At 52.1% G+C, this 22,130-nt stretch carries 17 protein-coding genes; 3 read left to right on the forward strand and 14 right to left on the reverse strand.

The window, feature by feature from the left end; all coding sequences use genetic code 11:
• Window positions 1-56 precede the first annotated feature (56 nt).
• The 3 genes from FJ695_RS18105 to FJ695_RS18115 form a co-directional block, all read right to left on the reverse strand.
• Entirely contained in the window at window positions 57-908 is an 852-nt protein-coding gene (locus FJ695_RS18105; protein WP_247653677.1) for a HupE/UreJ family protein, read from the reverse strand.
• 158 nt (window positions 909-1,066) lie between these two features.
• On the reverse strand, window positions 1,067-1,912 hold the full coding sequence (locus tag FJ695_RS18110; protein ID WP_141186750.1) for a peptidyl-prolyl cis-trans isomerase: 846 nt from the start codon (window positions 1,910-1,912) through the stop codon (window positions 1,067-1,069).
• Between the two features lie 31 nt (window positions 1,913-1,943).
• Window positions 1,944-2,987, reverse strand: coding sequence for a hypothetical protein (locus FJ695_RS18115; protein WP_141186751.1), 1,044 nt, complete (start codon window positions 2,985-2,987; stop codon window positions 1,944-1,946).
• A 399-nt stretch (window positions 2,988-3,386) separates the two neighbouring features.
• On the opposite strand from FJ695_RS18115, the gene FJ695_RS18120 reads away from it, so the two are divergent.
• On the forward strand, window positions 3,387-5,312 hold the full coding sequence (locus tag FJ695_RS18120) for a DUF3604 domain-containing protein (protein ID WP_141186752.1): 1,926 nt from the start codon (window positions 3,387-3,389) through the stop codon (window positions 5,310-5,312).
• A 203-nt stretch (window positions 5,313-5,515) separates the two neighbouring features.
• Here the strand turns inward: FJ695_RS18120 and FJ695_RS18125 are convergent, their stop codons facing one another.
• From FJ695_RS18125 to FJ695_RS18140, 4 genes are all read right to left on the reverse strand, one after another.
• The gene (locus FJ695_RS18125) at window positions 5,516-6,280 is read right to left on the reverse strand and encodes a DUF3750 domain-containing protein (protein ID WP_141186753.1); all 765 of its coding nucleotides are present in this window, start codon (window positions 6,278-6,280) and stop codon (window positions 5,516-5,518) included.
• Window positions 6,281-6,627: 347 nt separating this feature from the next.
• Entirely contained in the window at window positions 6,628-7,368 is a 741-nt protein-coding gene (locus FJ695_RS18130) for a phosphate/phosphite/phosphonate ABC transporter substrate-binding protein (RefSeq protein ID WP_141186754.1), read from the reverse strand.
• Window positions 7,369-7,383: 15 nt separating this feature from the next.
• Complete coding sequence (locus FJ695_RS18135; protein ID WP_141186755.1) at window positions 7,384-9,078, reverse strand: lipopolysaccharide assembly protein LapB; 1,695 nt, start codon at window positions 9,076-9,078, stop codon at window positions 7,384-7,386.
• A 676-nt stretch (window positions 9,079-9,754) separates the two neighbouring features.
• Entirely contained in the window at window positions 9,755-11,176 is a 1,422-nt protein-coding gene (locus FJ695_RS18140; protein WP_141186756.1) for an amidase family protein, read from the reverse strand.
• 649 nt (window positions 11,177-11,825) lie between these two features.
• On the opposite strand from FJ695_RS18140, the gene cpaB reads away from it, so the two are divergent.
• On the forward strand, window positions 11,826-12,596 hold the full coding sequence (gene cpaB, locus FJ695_RS18145; RefSeq protein ID WP_141186757.1) for a Flp pilus assembly protein CpaB: 771 nt from the start codon (window positions 11,826-11,828) through the stop codon (window positions 12,594-12,596).
• Between the two features lie 196 nt (window positions 12,597-12,792).
• Here cpaB and FJ695_RS18150 read toward each other — a convergent pair whose 3' ends face one another.
• The 5 genes from FJ695_RS18150 to FJ695_RS18170 form a co-directional block, all read right to left on the reverse strand.
• Window positions 12,793-13,083, reverse strand: a complete 291-nt coding sequence (locus FJ695_RS18150) for a pilus assembly protein (protein ID WP_141186758.1) — start codon at window positions 13,081-13,083, stop codon at window positions 12,793-12,795.
• The gene (locus FJ695_RS18155; RefSeq protein ID WP_209010709.1) at window positions 13,058-14,581 is read right to left on the reverse strand and encodes a type II and III secretion system protein family protein; all 1,524 of its coding nucleotides are present in this window, start codon (window positions 14,579-14,581) and stop codon (window positions 13,058-13,060) included. The genes FJ695_RS18150 and FJ695_RS18155 overlap by 26 nt, the downstream gene beginning before the upstream one ends.
• Window positions 14,582-14,851: 270 nt before the next feature.
• On the reverse strand, window positions 14,852-15,439 hold the full coding sequence (locus FJ695_RS18160; RefSeq protein ID WP_141186759.1) for a hypothetical protein: 588 nt from the start codon (window positions 15,437-15,439) through the stop codon (window positions 14,852-14,854).
• Window positions 15,440-15,469: 30 nt separating this feature from the next.
• Entirely contained in the window at window positions 15,470-15,982 is a 513-nt protein-coding gene (locus FJ695_RS18165) for a tetratricopeptide repeat protein (RefSeq protein WP_141186760.1), read from the reverse strand.
• Between the two features lie 294 nt (window positions 15,983-16,276).
• On the reverse strand, window positions 16,277-18,235 hold the full coding sequence (locus tag FJ695_RS18170) for a GGDEF domain-containing phosphodiesterase (RefSeq protein ID WP_141186761.1): 1,959 nt from the start codon (window positions 18,233-18,235) through the stop codon (window positions 16,277-16,279).
• A 405-nt stretch (window positions 18,236-18,640) separates the two neighbouring features.
• Here FJ695_RS18170 and FJ695_RS18175 point away from each other — a divergent pair, with 405 nt between their 5' ends.
• On the forward strand, window positions 18,641-20,305 hold the full coding sequence (locus FJ695_RS18175) for an alpha/beta-hydrolase family protein (RefSeq protein WP_141186762.1): 1,665 nt from the start codon (window positions 18,641-18,643) through the stop codon (window positions 20,303-20,305).
• A gap of 16 nt (window positions 20,306-20,321) precedes the next feature.
• Here FJ695_RS18175 and FJ695_RS18180 read toward each other — a convergent pair whose 3' ends face one another.
• Window positions 20,322-21,263: a patatin-like phospholipase family protein gene (locus FJ695_RS18180; protein WP_141186763.1), complete on the reverse strand. Its 942-nt coding sequence runs from the start codon at window positions 21,261-21,263 to the stop codon at window positions 20,322-20,324.
• 301 nt (window positions 21,264-21,564) lie between these two features.
• On the reverse strand, window positions 21,565-21,978 hold the full coding sequence (locus FJ695_RS18185) for an Rrf2 family transcriptional regulator (RefSeq protein ID WP_141186764.1): 414 nt from the start codon (window positions 21,976-21,978) through the stop codon (window positions 21,565-21,567).
• Window positions 21,979-22,130 lie beyond the last annotated feature (152 nt).

Consider the following 22,130-nt stretch of genomic DNA (forward strand, 5'->3'; position numbering starts at 1 on the left):
AACGGGCTCCGAGTTGGCAATTCCGGGTGTGGGAAGAAAACCAGCCAGCAAGATTCCTAGAACCCCGCGATCCGTTCAACGAACCAAAACGCAGATAGGCTGCCAATTCCATAAGCAACACTGGTCGATCCGATATGTCCTGGCGTGCGCATCGCACGTATAAGCGCCGGCATAAACATTTTGAGAAGCGCAGCAGTCACCAAGATACATGCGATAAACAGCAATTGCCCTGCTTCCACTCCCAGATTGAAAGACAGGAGCGCCAAAGGTACATCGTCGTCCGGAAGGCCGATTTCAGCGAGCGCACCGGCAAAGCCGAACCCGTGCAGCAATCCAAACGAAAACGACACGATCCAAGGAAACTTTTCCGTCAGACGATCTTCATCATTGTTTCTTTGCAGCAACTCCGATGCCAGGAACATGATAGATAGGGCGATCACAGCTTCGACCGGCGGTCCGGGCAACGTGAAGACACCCAGAGTGGAGATCGCCATTGTAATGCTGTGCGCTATGGTGAAGGCGGTCACGGCCCCGACAAGCTTCCACTTCTCCCGGATCAGCAGCAAAAGCGCAAAAACAAAAAGAAGATGATCGAGCCCTTCCAGGATGTGATCGACACCGAGTGCAAAATAGCTGCGGAGAATTTCGAAGAATCCGGGATCGGCTGGAATGACAAACGACGGCAGGCCTGGCGTCAGGCGTTGGGTTGCGCTTTTGTCTGAGGCAAGCTCAAACCGGACGAGGACATCAGTCTGGGTTGCATCAAGTCCTGGGATCGCAATAGTGCCACCGGCAAGTCCTCCCGGACATACCGTTACCCATTGTACAACCCAGGCAGTGCCATCGAATGCTGGATCCGGCGCAGACCTCCGATCACAATTCTCCGGAAGGTCAGTACCGATCGCCATTGGATGTCCGCGAACACCCGGCTTTCGCCATAGAACACGCCATTGGTCTCCATCTACATACTGGAGCTCCAGGTATCCGGGTTGTAGAGCGTGTCCGTGTACTTGCGGAGCGCCGATTGAACCAGACAACAATATGAGCAAGCCGAAAAAGAAACGCTTCATTCCGATGCGTCTCCAATCAATCCATTTCCCGGATAAGTAATTGTATATTGGGCCAGCAGACGCTGGTACTGCGCTTCCGCAAATGTATTGAACTGGTCTTCTCGCCAGTCCCGCACCAACTGCTCACGTATGGTTTCAAGGTCTGGCAAATCAGCGGGTTCATATTTAGCAACACGGACCAAATGCATGCCATATCCGGATTGAACCGGACCGTTCCAAGACCCGGGATTTAGCGTCCCAATCCGATCAAAAAAGCCTTGCCCAAATGTGCGATCCACCAAAGCGCCGGTCGTCAGTGGCAATCGCTTGGGCAGCATGATCGCTTTCCCCACTGACAGCGGATCAGCGCCCTCACCAAGAGCGGCTTGAGCCCGAGTGACATCTTCCTGGCTCGCAGTCTCTCCCAGATACACTTGTTCGAAACTTAACGAAGGTTCCGTCTGGTATTTCCCGGCATTGATCTCGAAATACGCCTTAAGTTCTTGATCTGATGGCGTGAGGCCCGCAGCTGCTGATCTGGTCAGGAAATCTATTTTTTGGCGCAGCCGACGACGGATAACCGTATCATCCTGATCAAGCGACAAAGCCAAAGCCTCGCGCACAAGGACCTCTTCTTTGATGTGGGCATCGACCAGTTGTTTCAATTCGGTCTCATTTGGTGCCCGGCGCCAGACGGATTGAAAACCCAAGGACAACCGATCCAGATCATTTTCGCTGACCACAATCGTCGCAGCCGGAAATTCAGGCTTTGAATCCTGAACAGCAGAGTAAAAAGCGAAAATGCCAATGCCGATGAGGAGAAAATGAAGCAGCGGTTGATTGATCATATTCTTGAAAAACATGGCAGATCAGAGAGTTCACTTTGTTAGGCAGCTAATTTCTGCTGGCTTTAGATTGGGCGATGTAGATAGCGACTTGCAACCGAGTTGCAGGTGTCAATTGTGTCCCGCTTTCCAGCATGGATTCTAGCTGCGGTCCAATGAACCAATTCCGGTGTGCTGAGAACTGCCGTGCAACAGCACCGGCACCGGCTGGACGACGTCTCACAAAGCCGATCAGTGTTTGATCAATGGTGCGCCGGAGTTGATGAGATCCAAGTTTGCTATGAATTGCCATGGCCTCCACAACCGTTTCAACCTTGTCCATTGGCTGATTGCGGTCCGCCAGAAAAAGCCTGTCGAGATGCTGGATCCCGTGCTCCCTCTCGACTTCTATCAAGGCAGTCGCAACAGCGCCAAGACTGCGGCTTGGTAAGTTTTGACGCATTCGGGCAATCTGCTGCCGAAGGTATTGGCCAGCTTCAGGCGTCCGGGACAATCCCAAAAGTAAGGTGTTGATGGGCTCATATTGATAGTCCCTAGCCGATTTGAGAGATGTCAAAAGCCTCTCGACCGGCACCGAAACCTTGAGTGCACTGAGTGTTTCGTACGGGACGCGATCTATCTCTTGCAGCGCCAGATTGTGAAGGTCCAGATTACTGTGATTGAGGTAAATGGAGAGCTTTTCGAGCCGGTCTGGATGATGTGTCTGACTGCGCCACATCCCAGCCTGTTGCAAAACCATATCCAAAAGGCGTTTCCGGTCCGCGTCAATGTAAGACAGATATCTCCAGTCTCCCTTTCCATTGAGAGCAAACAAAATGCTGTCTTGGGCGTTCTTTTCAAGTCGATGTCGCGTGGTGGTGTCAACTAGGAACGGTATCTCCGGATCTTTTACGTCGCCCTTTAGTACACTGGTTATTTTGAACCGGAAGGCTGTTTTCTTGCTCTGCCGGGCGAGAACCAACGCCTGACTTTCCAGTATTCTGTCCACCAGTGTTTTGGCTGGTTTATATGTATGGAAAGAACACGCCAATGCTGAGCGCGTAATTGCCATGACCAATAGAACCAGGATCGCAATTGAACCGGCTTGACGCATAACTGTTTTCAGCCTGGGCTTTTGCGGGGCTGTCATTTGAAACATCGCCTTTGGAGTTCAATTAACACGAAGAACCTACCTCATGAGTATCGTACTACGCTAACCAATGAAAACCTAAGCACAACCGAACAGCGCAATTCTAAGAACTGGGTTTCTTGTCCAAAGGGAAAAAAACACGGTTCATTCCTGCCATGGACAACCATTCACTGGGGACTTACGCTCATAGATTGAAGCCTTAAAAGATGCTTCAAATGAAGAATTGATAACCCGGCCTCAAAGAAGCGCTAACGGAATTTTATAAGCTTGAAACTTCAGGACAATCTTGAAGGATCCCATGGTGGGCATGTTGTAAGCTGAACGGTGTTTTGTCATTCAGAACAGAAATCTAAGGAAAATGAGATGAAGTTTATTTTGCTCCCAGCCGTTTCCTTAGCGCTACTTGCCGGAACAGCATTGGCAAATGACGGCGTGCCAAGTGAAGAAGCCGCAGAAGGTACGTTCAAGGCGGCGCCTTTTTCGCCTTATGCCAACCGAACCATTCCGGAACGCCCGTTATGGGGGGACACGCATCTCCATACCGGCTTGTCGTTGGACGCCGGGGCCTTTGGGAATACTTTGCTTCCCGACACAGCTTGGCGTTTTGCTAAAGGCGAGCAAGTGGTTTCATCGACTGGCCAGCCTGTCCGCTTGGCGCGCCCGCTCGATTGGATGGTCTTGACTGATCACACAGACCTCATGGGCTTTGCACCGGATCTTCAGGCCGGCAAACCGGGAGTTCTGGCCGATCCGAAAGGGCGGGAGTGGTATGAAGGCTACTCTAAAGGCGGAGCAGATGCAGGCAAAGCAGCCTTTGACCTGATCACGAACTTCTCTCAGATGACGCTCCCGGAACTGCTTTTGAAATCCTATAGTCCCGGCGCGGATGCGTTTGCATTTACTTGGGAGCATATTGTCGATGCGGCCGAGCGCCACAATGATCCCGGCAATTTCACAGCCTTTATCGGTTTTGAATGGACGTCCGTCCCCAAGGGGTTCAATCTGCACCGCAATGTCATGTTGCGCGACGGTCCGGTCAGGGCCAAACAGGTCGTGCCACCGGTAACACAACCTCCATATGGCGATACAAACCCGGAAAGCCTCTATAAGTGGCTGGAAATGTATCAGGAAAAAACCGGTGGGCGGGCCGTTGCCTTTGCTCATAACGGCAATCTGTCAAATGGCTGGATGTTCCCGACGGATGACACCTATCATGGTGGAAAGGTCGATCAGAACTATGTCGAGCGCCGTGCAAAATGGGAGCCCCACTACGAGGTCACCCAGATTAAAGGCGACGGCGAAGCCCACCCCGCACTCAGCCCGGAAGATTCATATGCAGATTATGAAAACTGGGATGTCGGCAATCTGGATCTGACCCAACTGAAAACTCAAGACATGTTGGGCGGTGAATATGCACGCGAAGCGCTGAAGCGCGGATTGATGCTGGAAGAAAAATTCGGTGTGAACCCTTACAAGTTTGGCATGGGGGGCGCTACAGACAGCCATACCGCCCTGGCGACCGCGGAAGAAGAGAACTTTTTTTCCAAGTCAGTCAGTGTCGAGCCCTCGCCGACACGCATTCAGCATCCGTTTGTTAAAAGCGATCTGGGCGAGATACCAGGTCATCTGCTGGTGGCCTCCGGTTACACTGCAGTCTGGGCAACAGACAACACACGGGCTGCAATCTTTGACGCCTTCAAGCGGCGCGAAACCTATGCCACGACCGGTCCGCGCATCGGGCTGCGGTTCTTTGGTGGTTGGGAATTCATCGATGACGATTTGCGCACCCGCATGCCAGCCGAAACCGGATACTCAAAAGGAGTTCCCATGGGCGGCGATCTTCGCCCGCGTGAAGGCGATGGCGCGCCAAACTTCATGATTTATGCATTGCGCGACCCGATCGGCGCCAATCTTGATCGCATCCAGGTGGTCAAGGGCTGGCTCGATGCTGACGGCAAGTTGAATGAAAAAGTCTATGACGTTGCCTGGTCCGGTGACCGGGGCGCCGACTCTGACGGAAATGTCCCGGCTGTTGGCAACACCGTGGATCTAGAAACAGCAAGCTGGTCAAATACAATCGGTGCATCAGAATTGGCGACGATCTGGTCCGATCCGGATTTCGATCCGGCTGAACGTGCCTTTTATTATGTGCGGGTATTGGAGATTCCGACACCGCGGTGGGTTGTCTACGACAAGGTTCGTTACAGCATCGACTTGCCGGAAGATGCAAAGTTGACACATCAGGAACGAGCCTATTCATCACCAATTTGGTACACCCCTAAGGGCTAACTCAGAATTTCTTGGAGGCCGACGTTGCTATTAATGAAACGGCCTCCGAGTTACCACGGCACGACCTCAAGTAGCTCCCGGGGCGTTCGCTAACGGGCCATGAGGGGCATTGCGGTCGATGGAGACCAATGGCCGCATTGGGGCCAATTGTGATGAAGGACTTGTCCCCCGCCCCCAAATGCTCGCCCGAACTGCAGTCGAATTCAGGCCCCGGGAGAGCGAAGTGGTGAAAGCTCTATACGGCCAACCATCGGAAGTTTTATAGAAAGGTCTTTTATGTCAACACCATAAGTAAGACCGAGTAGATTAACTTCAATCCCTTCTTCCCAGGCAATCAACACCCCCAGAAGGCCTAAAAAAGAGAGCTGATATCCTGTACCGCTCGGTGCTTTGGCCCACAGGCCTGTCTGCAGAAAGTCTTTGCCAACCGCCGTCGGCGGCAGGTCCAGTCTCAGCTCGGGCGCGACCCGGCCAAGGTGGGCGATGAATGTGTTAGAGTTGGGACCCGGCCATACAGTATACTCATCATCGTGGCGGTAGTGGCGGATGGCCTCCAGCAGCTTTGGAATCGCGGCTTCGGCTTCCTGGCCGCGAAACTCGGCAATCAAACGAGGCTCTGCACCGAACCAACGACTGTCCGGAGCGCGGCGAGATGAGGAAACGGCCTTCCCGCCATGGCGCACCCGCCAACCTGTGACCTCGTATGTGGTGAAGTGCGCTGCCTCTGGCGCTTTTATGGATATCCAGCTGTGGACTCCGAAATAGCCCCGCCAGCTAAATGCCCTTGCAGCGTAGACCTGGATGATGGCTTGCCGTTCGTTTCGCGGATCAGGCGCAATGCCGAGCGGTGCGCGACTGGCGGTGCTCCAATGTGCCGATGTCGTTTGCACGCCCGACAAGAGCGCAATGAGCCCGAGGCCAAGATTGAGGAGCACGAATCCCGCACTCCAGATCAAGATCCAACGCATTGGTTGTCCAGTGTTCCGTTCTATCGGTTGGTGGCGCCATCTTCCCAACCAGTTATTTCGAAAGCTAATCAAATTCCTGCGAAAGTGGTTGTTCAGCTGATTTAGTGATCGGCCATGGACACGTTGGATTTCGGCAAAAATCCCAATCGCCAAAGGAAACCGGTTCCAAAGAGGGCTAGCACTTCGATGCGAAGGGGATTGCAGAACCCAAGGATTTCGTTGCTGCTAATCGGTGAAACCGCGGTCATTGATGAGAACCGCAGCAAAGGTTTGTTCCGAGCCCAAAGAAACGATTGCTGCTCTCGCCCCAAAGGACTGCGATGCGAGAATTGGATGACCGCTGATTTCTATGGTGGGTTTGGAATTGCCAGGTAGTTTTCCTTGGCAATCATCGCGATCCCCTTCACACCTAGCAATGACCTATCTTCATCTCCCAAAGACGTTATCGCCTGTTCAACCGCTCCGAAAATCGCCGCGCTCTGATCCTTCAATGCTGTGATCAGAGGCAGTCCGGGGGTCGGTTCGGTCCAATCAAGTACACGCAGTTGTTTCGCAAACGGCTCATATCGTTCCATCAACCTCCAAGACTGGGCATCCAGGGACGCAATATCTGCCCGGCCCTCGGCCACTGCGTGCGCGGAATTCAAGTGTTGTTCAGTGTGCAGTCTGTTCTCAAACCAGAAGCCACGGGGCATCAGGTGCCAGTAGGGCGCTGCGTAACCGGATTGAGAGAAATGCTGATTGTAAGCAAAGCACGCATCTCGATAGGCATCCAACGTATCACGGGGATCATCGTCACGGACCACCAGCGCGCTGCGGTAATATCCCGGCGGGCATCCTTCAAGCCCGTAGTCCGGCGTTCCAACGAGCGCGACATCTTCATGCAGCCATGTCCGAAACGGCATACCGCAAGTCTGGCTGAGCACCAGTTTCGGGTCCCGCCAGACAGAAAACTCTTCGGCGTCCTGGGACAGGGTTTCGGGGCTGTCGATGCCACGTTCGCGTAAAGCGGTGCGGATCAAGGCCCAGAACCGGTTATGAGCACCGACCAACTGAGGGCGCTGATACATCATGAGGTTTGCGATCATTTCAGGCAGGCCCCTTCAGCCGGAACAACAGTTTGATTTTGAAAAATCTTCAACCTGTTTACGGCACAGGCAGGAGGATGTGATTGGAACGTCGGTTTTGGCCAATGCCTGGGTGAGCTTTTCTTCAAAGACCAACAATTCATCGATGTCGCCACGCTGACGCAGACATTCGACGAACCCGTGCAAAGCCCAGACATTGTCCGGGTGTTGCGCGCATCGTTGCAGTTCATTGTTCAGGCCCAGATCAGCTCGGTACACCTGCTCGGCCTCTTCAAAATGTCCCTGTTCGGACAACAGCGCCGCAAGCGCGTGGCGCGGCGGGTGCATCCAGGCCCATGGCTCGGTATATTCAAGGTTGTCATCACGCTGCACGCTTTCGCGCAACGCTGCAAAGGCCACTTCATAGTTGCCCTTGTGATACTCTAGCTCTCCCTCAAGCATCTTTTCGCCCACGGCCAACGTTGAACGAGCGGTATTGTTAAAGAACTTACGATCCAGGGGGATCCGATCGACAGCCTGAAAGAATTGTCGTTGCTCTTCCTCAGCGGCTTCAAAATTATTCAGTGCGGCGTGTGCAACACCTTTGGCGTAATGGTGCATCGCGGTTGAAACACAAAAGAGCACCTGATCGTCCGGCATGGGGGCGTCTACGATATCCTGCCATCGGCCAAAGCGAACCAACACATGCATCTTCATGGAGAAATATCCCTCCATCGTGATTGCCATTTGCGGGCGATCCGGTGCGCTTAAAACCTCTTTGGACAAGGTGGCGCACATCTGTTCAGCGGCAGCGATAGCGGGTTTGAATTGGCCAAGGTACATGCAGGTGTACATCATCAGATGCAGGTCATGGCATCGTGCTGTGGTGTAGAAATTAAACGGCCCTGCGTAATCAACATACATGTTGTCGGCCCGGATCGCCTTTTCGCTGGCGATCTTTGCTTTCTCATACTCACCACACAGCACATAAGTGTGCCCCGGCATGTGATTCATATGGCCTGCATCCGGGCAAAGTGTGCCCAGAATATCCGCGGACCGCATGGCGCGTTCAGGTTCATCCGACATTTCAGTTGCGTGAATGTGTAGATGCAAAATGGCCGGATGCTGAGGTGTTCCTGCGGCATCGTGCATGGCGATGGAACGCTCGATTACATCCATTGCTTCCAGTGTATCCGCATTCTGCGCTGGGATACCCTTTTTCACGTTCCACAATTGCCAGGGCGTGCGGGTCATGAGGGCTTCGGCAAAAATTGCCATGACATCATGATCATCGCGATTGGCATAATAGACCCGCCGCATCGCGCTGGCGTAGTCGTCATCCCAGCGATCGAATTCTTCACCCGATACCGCATACGGTTTTTGGAACCGCTGCGCCAATGCCTCCACAAGCTGGTTTTCAAGGGCACTCGCCCGGTCGGCAGATTTGCGTGCCAATTGGATATGATCGCAACACAGCCGCGTTGCAGCATTCGCTTCGGCTTCGCTGAATTGGCGCCAGACATTGTTGTAAAACGGCCCCGATCCATAGGCCACGCCCCAATGCGCCATGACGCAGTCCGGATCATGTTCAAGCGCCTTTAGAAAGCACTTCACACCTTCTTCGTGATTAAACCCGTAACACCAGTTCAATCCAATGTTAAACCAGCGCTGCGCCTCGTCGTTCTGAGTGGATATCTGTTTTGTGTGGGCGCCAAGATCAAATCTGTCCATAAAACCTCTCTAGGGCCTCGGTTTTAAACCCTTTCGTTTTCCCGTCACAGTGGATGAATTGAAGTAATTGGACAAGCAACCGGATTAGCGCCTGCACAAGTAAATGTCTGAGTGTATAAATTCTGATAAAACAAAGGGTTGTGTGGCATCATATGATCTTCACAAGCAGACATTGGAGAACTCGCGGCGAAAGTTAGTAAACTCCGCTAAACGAGCACTGAGACGATGCGCAACAAACGTCTACTTCCCGCCCTGATGAGCCTCTGACGAGCCGCAACGAACGGCAGCTATTTGGCTGTCCAACTTGGATCACCTATCTCCTAAATCGGAGTGCAAAGCAGATGTTCGGTGCAAACAGGTTTGTTGGCTACGATAGACAAAAAACCAAACGCGCCTCCTCGCCCCTCACCAATTTCGTCTAAAGGCATCCTTTGGAAGCCGGCTGGCAATTTTAGAGTTGGTATGGGGATACTTCGAAGGGTTTCAAAACACTCAATAATTTCGTTTGTGTGCGGTCTAAGCTCAATTTGAGCAGCCAACCTCTATATTTTGGAAGTTGCCGCTTTCATCTCGTTCAAATTGTTCATATCGACACTGCGCGACTGGATTCCAGGCATGCTTACAATTGGGAAAAGGACTTCCGAGCTGATTGCCCAAGTGGACAAACTCCCCACCGTCAGACTGATCCGCGCTCAAAAAGCTTTTTGGCCATAACCCCAACCCGGGTTTCAACGCTTTCAAGTGCGTCGAGGATCATGTCTTCACGGAACCGCCGGCCAACAACCTGGACTGAAACCGGCATTTCGTCATGCATGCTGGAAGAAACAATCCCGGCCGGAAAGCCCATGTAATTCATGGCGAAGGACCAGATCCCGCATCCGAGCACGTCCATGATGCCGTCCTTTCCTTCGGCATCCCGGTTCCAGGCATAGGTCGGTGACGGCAGGAAAGGGGTCAGGACGAGTGGATAGCGTTCCAGCAACAGGTTCCATTCGCGTATATAACGGGATCGTCTTGCCATTTGGCGCAGGAGTTCATCCCCCTCAAAGGGCGGAAAAAGCTCAAAATACTCATCAAACATCCGGTTGATTTCGGCGCTGCCGTATTTGCGGACATCGTCCAGCATCAAGACATTGACCTCACCCATCAAGGCCCGGTATCCCGCCTCGCCGATCTCACCAATGTCAGGTGTTTCGACCTCGACGACCTCATAACCAGCGTCGATCAGGCAATCGCGCGCCGTTTCCAGTGCCTTTATCACTGCCGGGTGCGTTTCGAACTGATAGGTGTTTTTTGTAAAGGCGACACGGATCGGCGCCTCCAAAGCAGGTCCTTCAAAGGGCACGGGTGCCTGCCAAGGGTCGTGCGGGTCATAGGAAATTGCCGACCGCATTGCGAGGCGCACATCGCGGACCTCACGGCAAATGATCCCTTGCACCGACATCAACTGCGCAAGCATGCCGCGTTCCGCCTTTTGTGATGGGTTCCAGGCCGGTGTTCTGCCAAGTCCGGGTTTGACCGTGACCGCACCCGTCGCGGCAGACGGAAACCGAAGTGATCCTCCAATGTCATTTCCATGGGCAATCGGCCCCATACCGCTCATGACAGCGGACGACGCGCCTCCTGAGGACCCGCCAGAAGAGGCCCAATCGTTCCAGGGATTGAATGTGCGGCCGTAGAGGTCATTTGTTGTCGTGGCGCGGAAGGAGAATTCCGGTGTATTCGTCCGGCCAATAACAATGGCCCCAGCGTTGGTCAGGTTTTTGACAAAGGGCGCGTCATCCGGTGCGATGACATCGGCAAATGCCTTAACGCCATTCGTGGTGGCTTTGCCTTTTTGGTCGACATTGACCTTAATGGTGACCGGTACGCCGTGAAGCGGTCCAACAAGTCCGGATTTGTTGAAAGTGGCGTCAAGAGTGCGGGCCTGTTCAATCGCTTCATCACCCAGATCATCGACGACAGCATTGAGATGACCATTTGTGGCGCGCATACGATCGACAGTCGCGGTCACAGCAGCTTCAGCCGATATCTGCTGTTCCGCAAGTCTCTCGACGAGTTCGCTTGCGCTCAATTGCCAAATTGGTTTTCCTGCCATACGTCACGCCCCCATTTGCACCCGATTTTCCGAACCGAGCGGTTGGTAAATGGTTGTTCTTGCCAATTGGTAGTGAAACCAGCCGTTTGAAACAACACCGTAGGTGCACGGTCTTCAGAGAGCGGATGAACCACTGTCACAATCGCGACTACCGGATAGAAGCTCTTACACAAACAGAGAAAAAGCTGAGGCATTTAAGCTGAACGAAACCATCCATTCCGGTCATTTGTGCAGCAAATAACGTCGCCTGAATTTCTGCGAAAGACCGGACCGGCATGGCACCTTCATCATTGGGCACATACTGGGTTACCCTCGTCAAAAAGTTTTGCCTTTAAGCCAATTCCAGTTTGAAGTTATTGCCGTCAGAACGGCTATTTCGTCCGAACTGGGTAGTTTTCTTTGAAGGGATCAACAATTTCGCAAGAAATAACCCGTACAAAATCTGCATATTCTCCTGATATGACGATATATAAAATTATCTTAAAATTATTCAATCAATATAATCTAATAATAATACAATAGACACGCCCTCCGCAGTACACTTGTTTAGTATTTTTTCAGTTACCCTAGCGTTATTCGATTCTCCGATTCTTTTAATACTTTGTTTCCGGTATGATGAAGCCACATCAACTGGAATTGGAATGTCATCATGTTTATGCTTCGTTTGGCGGTGTTAGCAGTAGCAATCGGCTCCGGATATCTGGCATTCCAGTTTGCCGGGGAAAAAGAAACTGTCGTTATTGAGCGCGAGCCAGTCGTGACAAAAGTCCTGGTGGCCAATCAGGATATCGGTCTCGGCGGAAAACTTGCAGCGGCAAACATTGCGTGGGTGAACTGGCCGGAAGAAACCGTTCCCGCAGGCGCCCTGACCTATCAAACCTCTCCCAAAGCAAAAGAAACCTATCAAGGCCGGATTGCCCGCAGCAAGGTGTTCAAAGGTGAACCGATCCGTGCAGAACGGTTCATTAAAACTGACAAGGGATACATGGCTGCCCTTTTGCCAAAGGGGAAACGAGCCATCGCAGTAGCGGTTGAACAAGAAACGGCCGCCGGCGGATTTATCCTGCCCGGGGACAAAGTGGACGTCATCCTGACTCGCCGGATGGAAAAGAAAAACGCCTTCAGCGAAGCTATCCTTGAGAACATCCGTGTTCTGGCGATTGACAGCGCAACCGCGGGAGATGGCAACTGGAAAAACCTGTCACCAAAACGGACCGCGACTTTGGAACTCTCGCTGGCGCAGTCAGAGGTAATTGCACGGGCTCAGCAGGTTGGTTCCATCGCACTTGTCTTGCGCAGCGCTGAAGATTCAATGGACGCATCACCGCAAGAACCGAGCCTGAAACGCAACGTTCAATTTGTTCAAGTTCATGCCGGCCGTTGGACGGTGTCGAACACCAGCGGTCACCTGCTGCAGTAACACAAGGTGCTTCAAACCCGGCTATTGCCGCGGCGCGAGTTACACTGACAATAAAGAGCGCTTCACGTTAACACCGTGAAGCGCTCTTTTTGTTTTCAGGGCGATAATTTTAGATGTTCTATGGTGCCTGCTGCAAATTGCCCGGAACACGCCGACCGTTCTCACCCGCACAATCGGGCAGGTTCTGATTGGATCGTTAGTCCAGTTTCAAACCATCGTCAGCCGCGGAGGCGTCAATATCAGGGTCGCCGGGTTCTAGATAACGTTCCTGGGCCTTCACCACGGATTTGCCATCGCGCACCATTTGGGTTCGATAGGCCGCCCGGGGGAACGGGTCCACTGTATGAATGCCGATGTTGGCTTCAACAGCACTGCCGGCGCCAAATGTCACGCCGTCTTTGTGGGCCATATGATCCGCGCATGCAGACAATTGAATGGCCGCTGCTGTGGCAGCCAACAGGCTAATTTTTCGAAGCGACATAGTCATTTGGGAAATCCAGATCAACGATATGACCATACGGGCCGATTAAACCTTCGCCATCCCTGAACTTGCGGATCATATCCTTATCGACCTCCAGCAAACCGAGCGCAAACAGTTCAACGTCATTTGTCGGCCGGGTTTTGTCGAGTGGGGATGCGAGGGGTTCATCCGGCCGCGCGGGCCGTACAAGGCGCGGAGTTACAACTATCACCAAGTCTGTTTCCCGCTTTTGGAAGCTGGTGGATCTGAACAAGGTGCCAAGCACCGGAACATTTCCGAGCCACGGGAGCTGCTGTATGTCGTTCTGATTGACCGTTTCCAGCAAGCCTGCCATCGAAAAGCTCTGACCGGCATGCAGCTCAATAACAGTTTCTGCCCGCCGCGAGGTGAACCCCGGATTTCCGTTTACATTGATACTGTTGTCGATGTCGCTGACTTCCGTCATCACGCGCAGGTTCACCCGGCTGCCATCAAGCACTGTCGGCACAAACTCCAGCCGGACCCCAAAGGCTCTGTAGTCGGTTTGGGTGGCCACGCTCGCCCCGGTGGTGATTGCGGTTTGAATTGGCACTTCGCCGCCGACGTGGAACCGTGCGGCTTCGCCGCTCATGGTGGTTAGATTTGGTTGTGCCAGGCGGCGGACGAGGCCCTTTCCTTCAAGCGCATCTATTAGGGTATCCAGACGAAAACCCGACGTTTCCAGAATTTTGGCGATAAAGGTACCAAACGGCAACGCCCCGCCCTGCGTCGCACTTGCTCCAGCTCCAAGGACAGAGATAAGCCCGCCTGTGTCTTCGTCTACGCCCGTTTGAACGCGTGATCCGGAAGTGCTGACATTGCCATTGGTTGAACGGCCGATCCAATTGACGCCAAGATCACGGCCAATGGACCTGCTGGCTTCCAGAACGCGCACTTCAAGGGCAATTTGCTGCGGGCTATTGACACCCATCGCATTGATAAGCGGCTCTTTGGAGAATTGCTGCGCGACTTCAAGTACTCTGGTCAATTCAGCGGCGTCATTTACCGTTCCGCTCAAACGTATCCGGTTCGCAACATTGGACACCTGGACATTGGAACTTGGAGCAACGGCCCGAACAGCGGCGGCCACATCAGCAAAATCCAATTGAACCTTTACCTCAATGACACCAAGCAGTGATTTGGAGGCATCATATATCGATATGTTGGTGAGGCCCGGCGCTTTCCCTTGAATATAGAGTGAATGCTCGGACAAGGGGACAATGTCTGCGACTTCAGGATCTCCGACCACAAGATCAGAAAATGCCCGGTTGGTTTTAACAGTCCGCGTGGTTCCTGGTGGCAACCTCAGTTTTGAAATATTGCCACTGTCAAAGACGATAGAGAGGCCATTGTCTTGAGCAAAGGCATTGTTGTTCATCGGTCCAAACAAGAGAGCCGCCCCGACGATCAGGCAAGCTATCGATCGCAAACTTGAAGTTTTTTGTCGCTTGCACAAAACCGCAATTCCCAAGTTGAATTCACCCATCAATTGGCCAGTATGCGATTATTGATCTGTTATTCTTTTTATATTGTTAAACAACAACCTAGAATGATAGATTAAGTATTGTCAGAATTGTCTATTTATCGACAATATCTCCGATATACTTTCATATTTTTTGTAATTTATCTGGTTGAATTTGCTGAGAACGCGCAACCATTCTGATGTCGCGTTGGCCAGACTGTCCTGCGGTTCAATTTTTAGAGCTGGCACAACAGTGCCGACTCGTCCTTGCTCTGCAGATGAATCAGGCAATGATCACCGTTTTTCGTACCGCACTTGGCCGTCTGGTGTCACGATACGGCGGAAAATGCTCTTAGCACTTGCAGACTGTGACTGCGCCGCAGCCGAGTTGATAGAAGTGCTCGATGTGGAAACAAATTTGTTGTTCAACGGCGCATGAAGGTTCGGAACAAACAGTCCTTCGGTATTTGCAGACCCAGGCCGAGTTTGCGAACTCTGTTTGAATCTGAACGCTGACTGGTTGTTTATGTTGCCTTGTTCCAAGTTCGCCATCATCAGCCCAACATCCGCTTGAATGAGGACGATACGCTGTTCCATCTTGGCGATGCGTTTTTCCAATGGTCCGACGATCGCTTCAATGCGCTCATAGTCCATCGAAGCAGCCGTTGGCCGCTGACCGGCTGGCGCGATCAGCAGATAAGCCAAGGTTGGTAAGAGCAGCAAAATTGCGATTAACGCGACTGCATTCAGCACGATCAAGGTCTGTATTTGCCGGCGCACACCTGCACGCACCGGCTGGCGCGCAAAACTCTCAGTGGCCCTTTCTTCAGCAACCGGCCCACTGCCAGGAATTACCCGGAAATCGTTTCTGGTCTTGGTCATTCTGATCTACACCGTTTTGGGACGTTTATGCTAACTGCGCTTTGCAAAAGCTCCACTGTTGCTCAATAGCTTAAGGTTGTTTGCCGTGGTTTGGTTGGCCGGATCAATCTCGTAGGCTTTTAGAAAGTACCGCCGGGCAGCTACCAAGTTGCCGCGCAGGAGATAGGAATAGCCTACGTTATTCAGATATTCGGGCCGGTTGGGGATCATGGTGGACAGCATCTTGTATCCGCGATCCGCATTGTCCCGGCGGCCAATCATGTCCGCGGAGGCAGCATAGCCTAGCCAAACTGCCGGATCTTTCGGAAATGCTTCAATGGCGCGTTTATAGTAGCTGTAGGCCTTGCCATAATTTTTGGATTTGAATTGTGTTTTTGCAGCCGTCAGAAGTTCGTCATTTTTGTAGTACGCGGTCTTAGACAGGTCGTTGACCGTCGACGCACGATCGCCAAAAGTGGACAGATCCGAAAACTCGGCAGATTGGCAGGCTGCTAACACCGCAATGGAGACAAAATACAAACAGGTTTTGCTGGCGGTACGCATGCCAATATTTCCTTACACCAGGGATATCTGACAGTAATTGTTGCACTGTAACTTAATACAATACCCTCATCCCATAAGTATTATTTGTTTGTTTTGTTTAAAATCCATTTAACTGTAATTCGTGTTTTTAATCGAATTGGCACGGACTGGGAGAAATTCGCTCCTTTAGGACACAAAGCGCGCACGCCAATCCCCATTCCGCTGGCAGCCAATTTCAATTGGTCTCTGTCGGTAGGCGTACAAATCGGTGCGTTCATAATGTTTGCTGGTTCAGTACCGGCTATCTACTCGAATTCAAATCATCAACTGCGCGATGTTTGGTTTGTCCGAGAAGAACAAAGCTTTTAAATCGTCGATCGCCATGGGACCGCCAAAAAGATACCCCTGCCCTGTTTGGCAGCCAAGGGACGTCAGCATGTCCCGTTGATCGATCGTTTCAATTCCCTCAATCAATGGACGTGACCCAAGGGCGCGCACAGATGTCAGCGCCATGGACATCAATTCGTGGCCGACTTGCCCGTCTCCACTGATCCCGGTGAGAGCGGTGTCGATTTTGACCTCATCCCATTGGTATTGCAGAACCCCGGACAATGTTGCGGACGGAGTGCCGAAATTATCGAGCGATAATTTCACATCCAGCTTTCTCAAAGCATCGAGAACATCTCGAACAAGATCGAAAGCTGCCGGTAGATTGCCTGCGGGGATTTCCAGTTTCAATCGGCTTGCCGGAAATCCTGATGCAGCAAGGCAATCTTCGACCATGGCTGGCACATCGTCATTCAAGAGATGTGCGACCGACAAGTTCACGGCAAGGTCCGGTTCGCCCGGCAACAATTGGACCTGCGCGCAGGCCGTCTCCAAGATTTTCCGTTCCAGCGAAATGATCAATCCATTGTTTTCTGCAATCGGAATAATTTCAGCCGGTGCAATCCAGCCCAGATCTGGATGATACCAGCGCGCCAGTGCCTCAACTCCGACGATTTTGCCGGTTGTCAGATCGAACTGCGGCTGAAAATGAGGTAGGCAATCTTCTTGGTCCAAGGCCTGCAACAACGCTTGCTCAATGCCCAAACGCCTTTCCGAACTAGCCCGAAGGGCCGGAGTGTATACTCCGACATGTCTTCGGCCTGTCTGAATTTCCTCGGCTACAGTGAGTTCCGCATTCTGAAAAGACACGCCCGGATCCCGTTCCTCCAGATCAACCGGCGCTATTCCGGCAATACTTGTCACCGGATAAGTTCCCGTTTTGACCACGACGGGCTGGTGGATCAACCGTCGCAGCCGATGCACAAATTCCGAAGGCGCTGCCTCGCTGCCAATCTCATGGACCAGAGCGACGAAGAAGCTGTTCCCGGTAGCTCGGGCACAATACCCGGACTTGAGGTTCAGGCTTACCAAGTTCTGGATTCGATCAGCCACTGTCGCCAATATGGAATCGCGGACAGTTACATTCTCCGAGCCGCCACCGGTCCAGGGAACAATGATCGCCAAATTGACGATTTGAATCTCTTGTTTGTCCGTTAATTCGGATTTGAGCTCCCGGACTTTGCCGATCAATTCTGACTGTGTCATTAATCCGGTGACTGGATCGCGGCGGAGTTGGGCATCAGCCTCAACCGTTTTTGTCCCCGCCTGCATTTTTTCAGTTCCAAGAGAATAAATCCGCCGGTAGAGGGAAACGATCCAAAGCAGAGCTGTTGCAAGCAGTGCTGCTATAATAGATGACTGAATATTCTGCCGAAACTTAAGATCGTTTGCACTTTTTTGCCAAACAGCGGCAATCCGGTTGCTGGTCATCTGCCGAACTTGATTGACCATCACACCAATATGATTGACCGTCTCCAAAGCATGTTCCACAGATCTGTGCTCATCGAGATCTGCGATCAACTTCTGAGTTTTTCGGGCTCTAATTTTTGCTTCAGCTAAGCGGCTTTTTATGAAGTCTGTTTCTGGCTCTAAACTCAATACTGGGTTGATCTGCCAGGTATCGAGTTCATTTAGGAACACAGCCAAGGCCCTTTTTACCGAAGCTTGCTTTTCGGCTCCTGGCTGTTTCAATAGTGTCATCAGTTGATTTTCTAAGCGGACAGTATCAAGACGAGCCGAGGCTTCAATGATCTCATGAAGCGCCTGATCCTTGGTTTGGGTATCCTGGCGTTGTTCAAACAAAAGTACGGTATTGACTGCAAGCGCGAGGCTTAGCGCGAAGAAGACCGCAGGCAAGACATAACGGCGGAGGTCGGATCGATGCATCTGCAATACTGCCTTAGGGGTCGGATCAGCTGCCAAAAGGAGCAAACCACTGGGCTTTCCAGTCTATCACGTTGCGTCAGGTAACCGCTTGGAAACCCCGGTGTCCAGCTGGAACCGGTTTTCCGCTAGTTCGGTGTCTATATAAACACCCTGACAAGTTCCCGCCCAAACCTGCTGCTGGCTTCACTATTCTACAGGCAGGTTAACTGCCGCTGAATCCTAAGCCGTATAGCCGAATTGGAGACGTCCTTCGGAAGGCAAAGGGCGAAAGACATCTCCAATTCGTCCAAACGGCCTAGATCCGGCTTTTTCTGTTGTAACTTGAATGACCGGCTGGAAAACTTGCCAAGGATAATGCTCAGTTAGGCTTCCGGCCAAATTTGTTCCGAACCTCCGGAGACATCAATGTTTCGAACTGCTCACAGGTTGCCCAATTGGATCCTTGGCAACTTATCCGCTTTTTCATTGGTCGTTGCTGTGGCGACATTCGGCGCTTCGTTAACGCCGTCCTTGATGCCCCGCGATCCAATCATTCAAAGCTTACTCTCAGGCATTGTTGCCAGCCTTGGATATGAAGCTGCGCTGTTGGTGCGGACAGTTTGGCGGTATATGGAAATACCTCAGCTTTCTGGACGGCTGCGGCGCGCCTGGACCATTTCAGGCCTGTTGGTTAGCGCCGCAATATTGATCTATTCCCTGTCGAAAGCCGCAAATTGGCAAAATGCAACCCGGGAGGCGGTCGGTCTCCCTCCTCTTGAAACAGGTGCGCCGCTATTCATCCTAGCTGTGGGGAGCGCTGTTTTTCTTGTTTTATGGGTCGTGTTTCGGTTGCTCGGGATCCTGCGCCGGCGGCTTGAAGCCCTGCTCACCAGAGTGGTTCCGGAACGGATTGGCATCGTTGTTTCGATTGCTCTCGTGGGCTGGCTGTTTTGGGCGCTGGTCGACGGGGCCTTGATCCGCAATGCTTTCAGAGCAGCCGATGCCTCTTTCATGGCTGCCGATCTCCTGCTTGAACCGGATATCACCAAGCCGACCGACCCAATGAAGTCAGGGAGTGCCGAATCTCTCGTTAAATGGGATGAAATTGGCCGTCGTGGCCGGCAATTCGTCGCCACAGCCCCAACTGCTGCAGAAATTTCTGAGTTTTCGCCGGATCAGACTATGGAACCGGTCCGCGTTTATGTTGGCCGCCTGTCGGCCGAAACTGCAAAACAACGGGCGCAGCTGGCCCTGGACGAGTTGATCAGGGCCGGCGGATTTAATCGATCAACCCTCATTGTGACCGTTCCGACCGGCACAGGTTGGATGGATCCCGGTGCCCACGACACGATCGACTTTATGCTGGGTGGGGATGTTGCAACCGTTGCGGTTCAATACTCCTATCTCACCAGTTTTCTCGCCTTGCTTGCCCACCCGGACTATGGCGTCGATCAAGCTGGCGCCTTGTTTGAGACTATCTATGACTACTGGACCAAGTTGCCGAAAGATCAAAGGCCAGAATTCTATGTTCATGGGTTAAGCCAGGGGGCTTTTAACTCACAAGCGACCATCCCCCTGCTCGACATGCTCGGTGATCCCATCCAGGGCGCCATGTGGGCAGGATCGCCGTTTTTCTCAAAATATTGGGCAGAGGTTCGTGACAATCGCAATCCCGATAGCCCGGATTGGCGTCCAACCTATGGCAATGGATCGCTGATCAGGGTCATGGACCAGTTTGGCGGACTTGACGGCGACTACACGCCTTGGGGTCCAATTCGGATCGTTTTCCTCAACTACGGCAGCGACCCGATCGTCAACTACACCTATGATAGTGCGATCTTCGAACCCGCTTGGCTCAGCCCGCCGCGGGCGCCTGATGTCTCACCTGATCTAAAATGGTTTCCGGTTGTGACAATGCTGCAGCTGGCACTTGATTCCATGTTTGCGCTCGGTGTGCCCCGGTTTGGGCATGACTATATCGCGCCCGACTATATCGATGCCTGGGCCGCTGTTGTGAAACCGGATGGCTGGACCAAGCAGCGAGCCGATACCTTAAAAGAAATCTTTGAGCGGCGTTCACCGCCTCGCTAAGCGGAAGACCTAAATATCAGATCTTTTTGCCCAGCAGTTGATCTATTCCGCGTTTGACGTCTTCACGGATCGGGTCGGCGGCTGCAAGAATGTCCTCGACATCGAAGAAATCCATTGTCTGGAAATGACCGATCCCTGGTTCCAGCAGGAGATCCGGCTGTTTGCAGGCCAATTTGGCTGCGACCAGTGAATGCAGCGTGATGGAAAACGAGCCGATCCAGGTTTCCATTCCGCTAGGCAGGCCATTGATCGATGAAAAATCGCTGCCCGTGACATCGACCGCGACAACTGGATAGTCGGTCTGCCCGAACACATCGAAGGGTGTCGGATTGACGAAACCGCCATCAATCAAAACCTTGCCGTCGATCTGGACCGGTGTCAGCAACATCGGCAAGGCTGAGGATGCCGCGATTGCCGGTAGCAATGGTCCTTCGGTTAAAACGACTTCGGATTGCCGGTGAAAGTCAGTCGCGATGACCTTCAAAGGAATAGTCAGATCTTCGAACCTGGCAGCCAAGCCATCAGGAAAGAGCGTTTCGAACAACACCAGCGGATCCATGATCGACGGGCGCATCATGTTCAAAAGTGAGCCCCAGGTGCGTCCATCGTTCAGGAATAGTTTTTGAAGGAGTTGGCCTTTTTGGGTCAGTAGGTCAACGGTGAAGGACCGGATCTCCTTGCCGCTCATGCCGCTGGCATAATAGCCACCGAGGATAGACCCCATGGATGTGCCAGAAATCGCTTCCGGTTTCACGCCCAGATCATCCAAGGCTTCCAGAACAGGGATATGGGCAAAGGCTTTCGCGGCACCACCGCCGAGCGCCAGCAGAAACCCGTCACTGCGTTTGGCAACCTGAAAGTCACATTCTTCAGGTTTGGCCGCAGCTGCCGGTCCCCCAGCCGTCAAAACAGTACCGCCAGAGGCTGCGGCACCAGCCAGAAATGTCCGCCGTTTCATTTGACCCTCTTTGGAAACACGCTCTCCATATTAAAACAAACGCAATCTTATATGGCTTTTACGTATTCGCCGACATGCATTTAGATGAGGTTGGCGTAATCGCCTAAACCTAGCGCCAGGTTTGTGAGCGCTCAGCTATCACGTGTTGAATATCTTATTTGAGTACATGCTAAGACACTGAATATGTGTTTATGGCATAATCGGTAGGCAAAATGTGTGCTTAATGGAAGAGAGCATTTAGATTTTAGTATTTACGAGTAGCAGCAACAAAGACCGTCTCATTTCAGGGCTGTTGATCATCCTAGAAGTGATAATTTTGCCCGTTTACGAGATCTGCAATACTAGATTGCTTCAAAGGGGCAAAAAATCCTTCAAGAGAATCCAAGAGTATACTTTTGAACCGGCATTGCTCACTTAGGTGACACTCTTTGGGATTCTTGCAACATTTTACGAGATTGAAGTCTGTTTCGAACATTTGAACGACTTCATAAAGTGAAATGTTTTTGGGATCTTCCTGAATCCAGATCCCCCCCTTCCGCCCAGTTGAAGAGGCAATCATACCGGCCTTGCGGAGCTCCTGAACAGCTGCAATTACCTGAGACCGATGGCCGATATAGTTGTCCACCAAATCATCTATCGAAATTTTCTGACCTTTTAGTATCGCCAAATGCATAAGTATCCGAACCGCAATATCTGTGCGTTCAGTGAGACGCATAATGTATTTCCTACTAGTAATTGTATTATTTCACCCCACCACCCCAAGCGCCTGCAAAAGATCGCTCGTAATCCAAGAATTAGATGAATAACATTGATTATAAAAGCATATATATCCAATATATATTTATATCCCTATATAAAGAATGTATT

The organism is Labrenzia sp. PHM005, assembly GCF_006517275.1.
In the GTDB taxonomy this organism is placed as follows: Bacteria; Pseudomonadota; Alphaproteobacteria; order Rhizobiales; family Stappiaceae; genus Roseibium.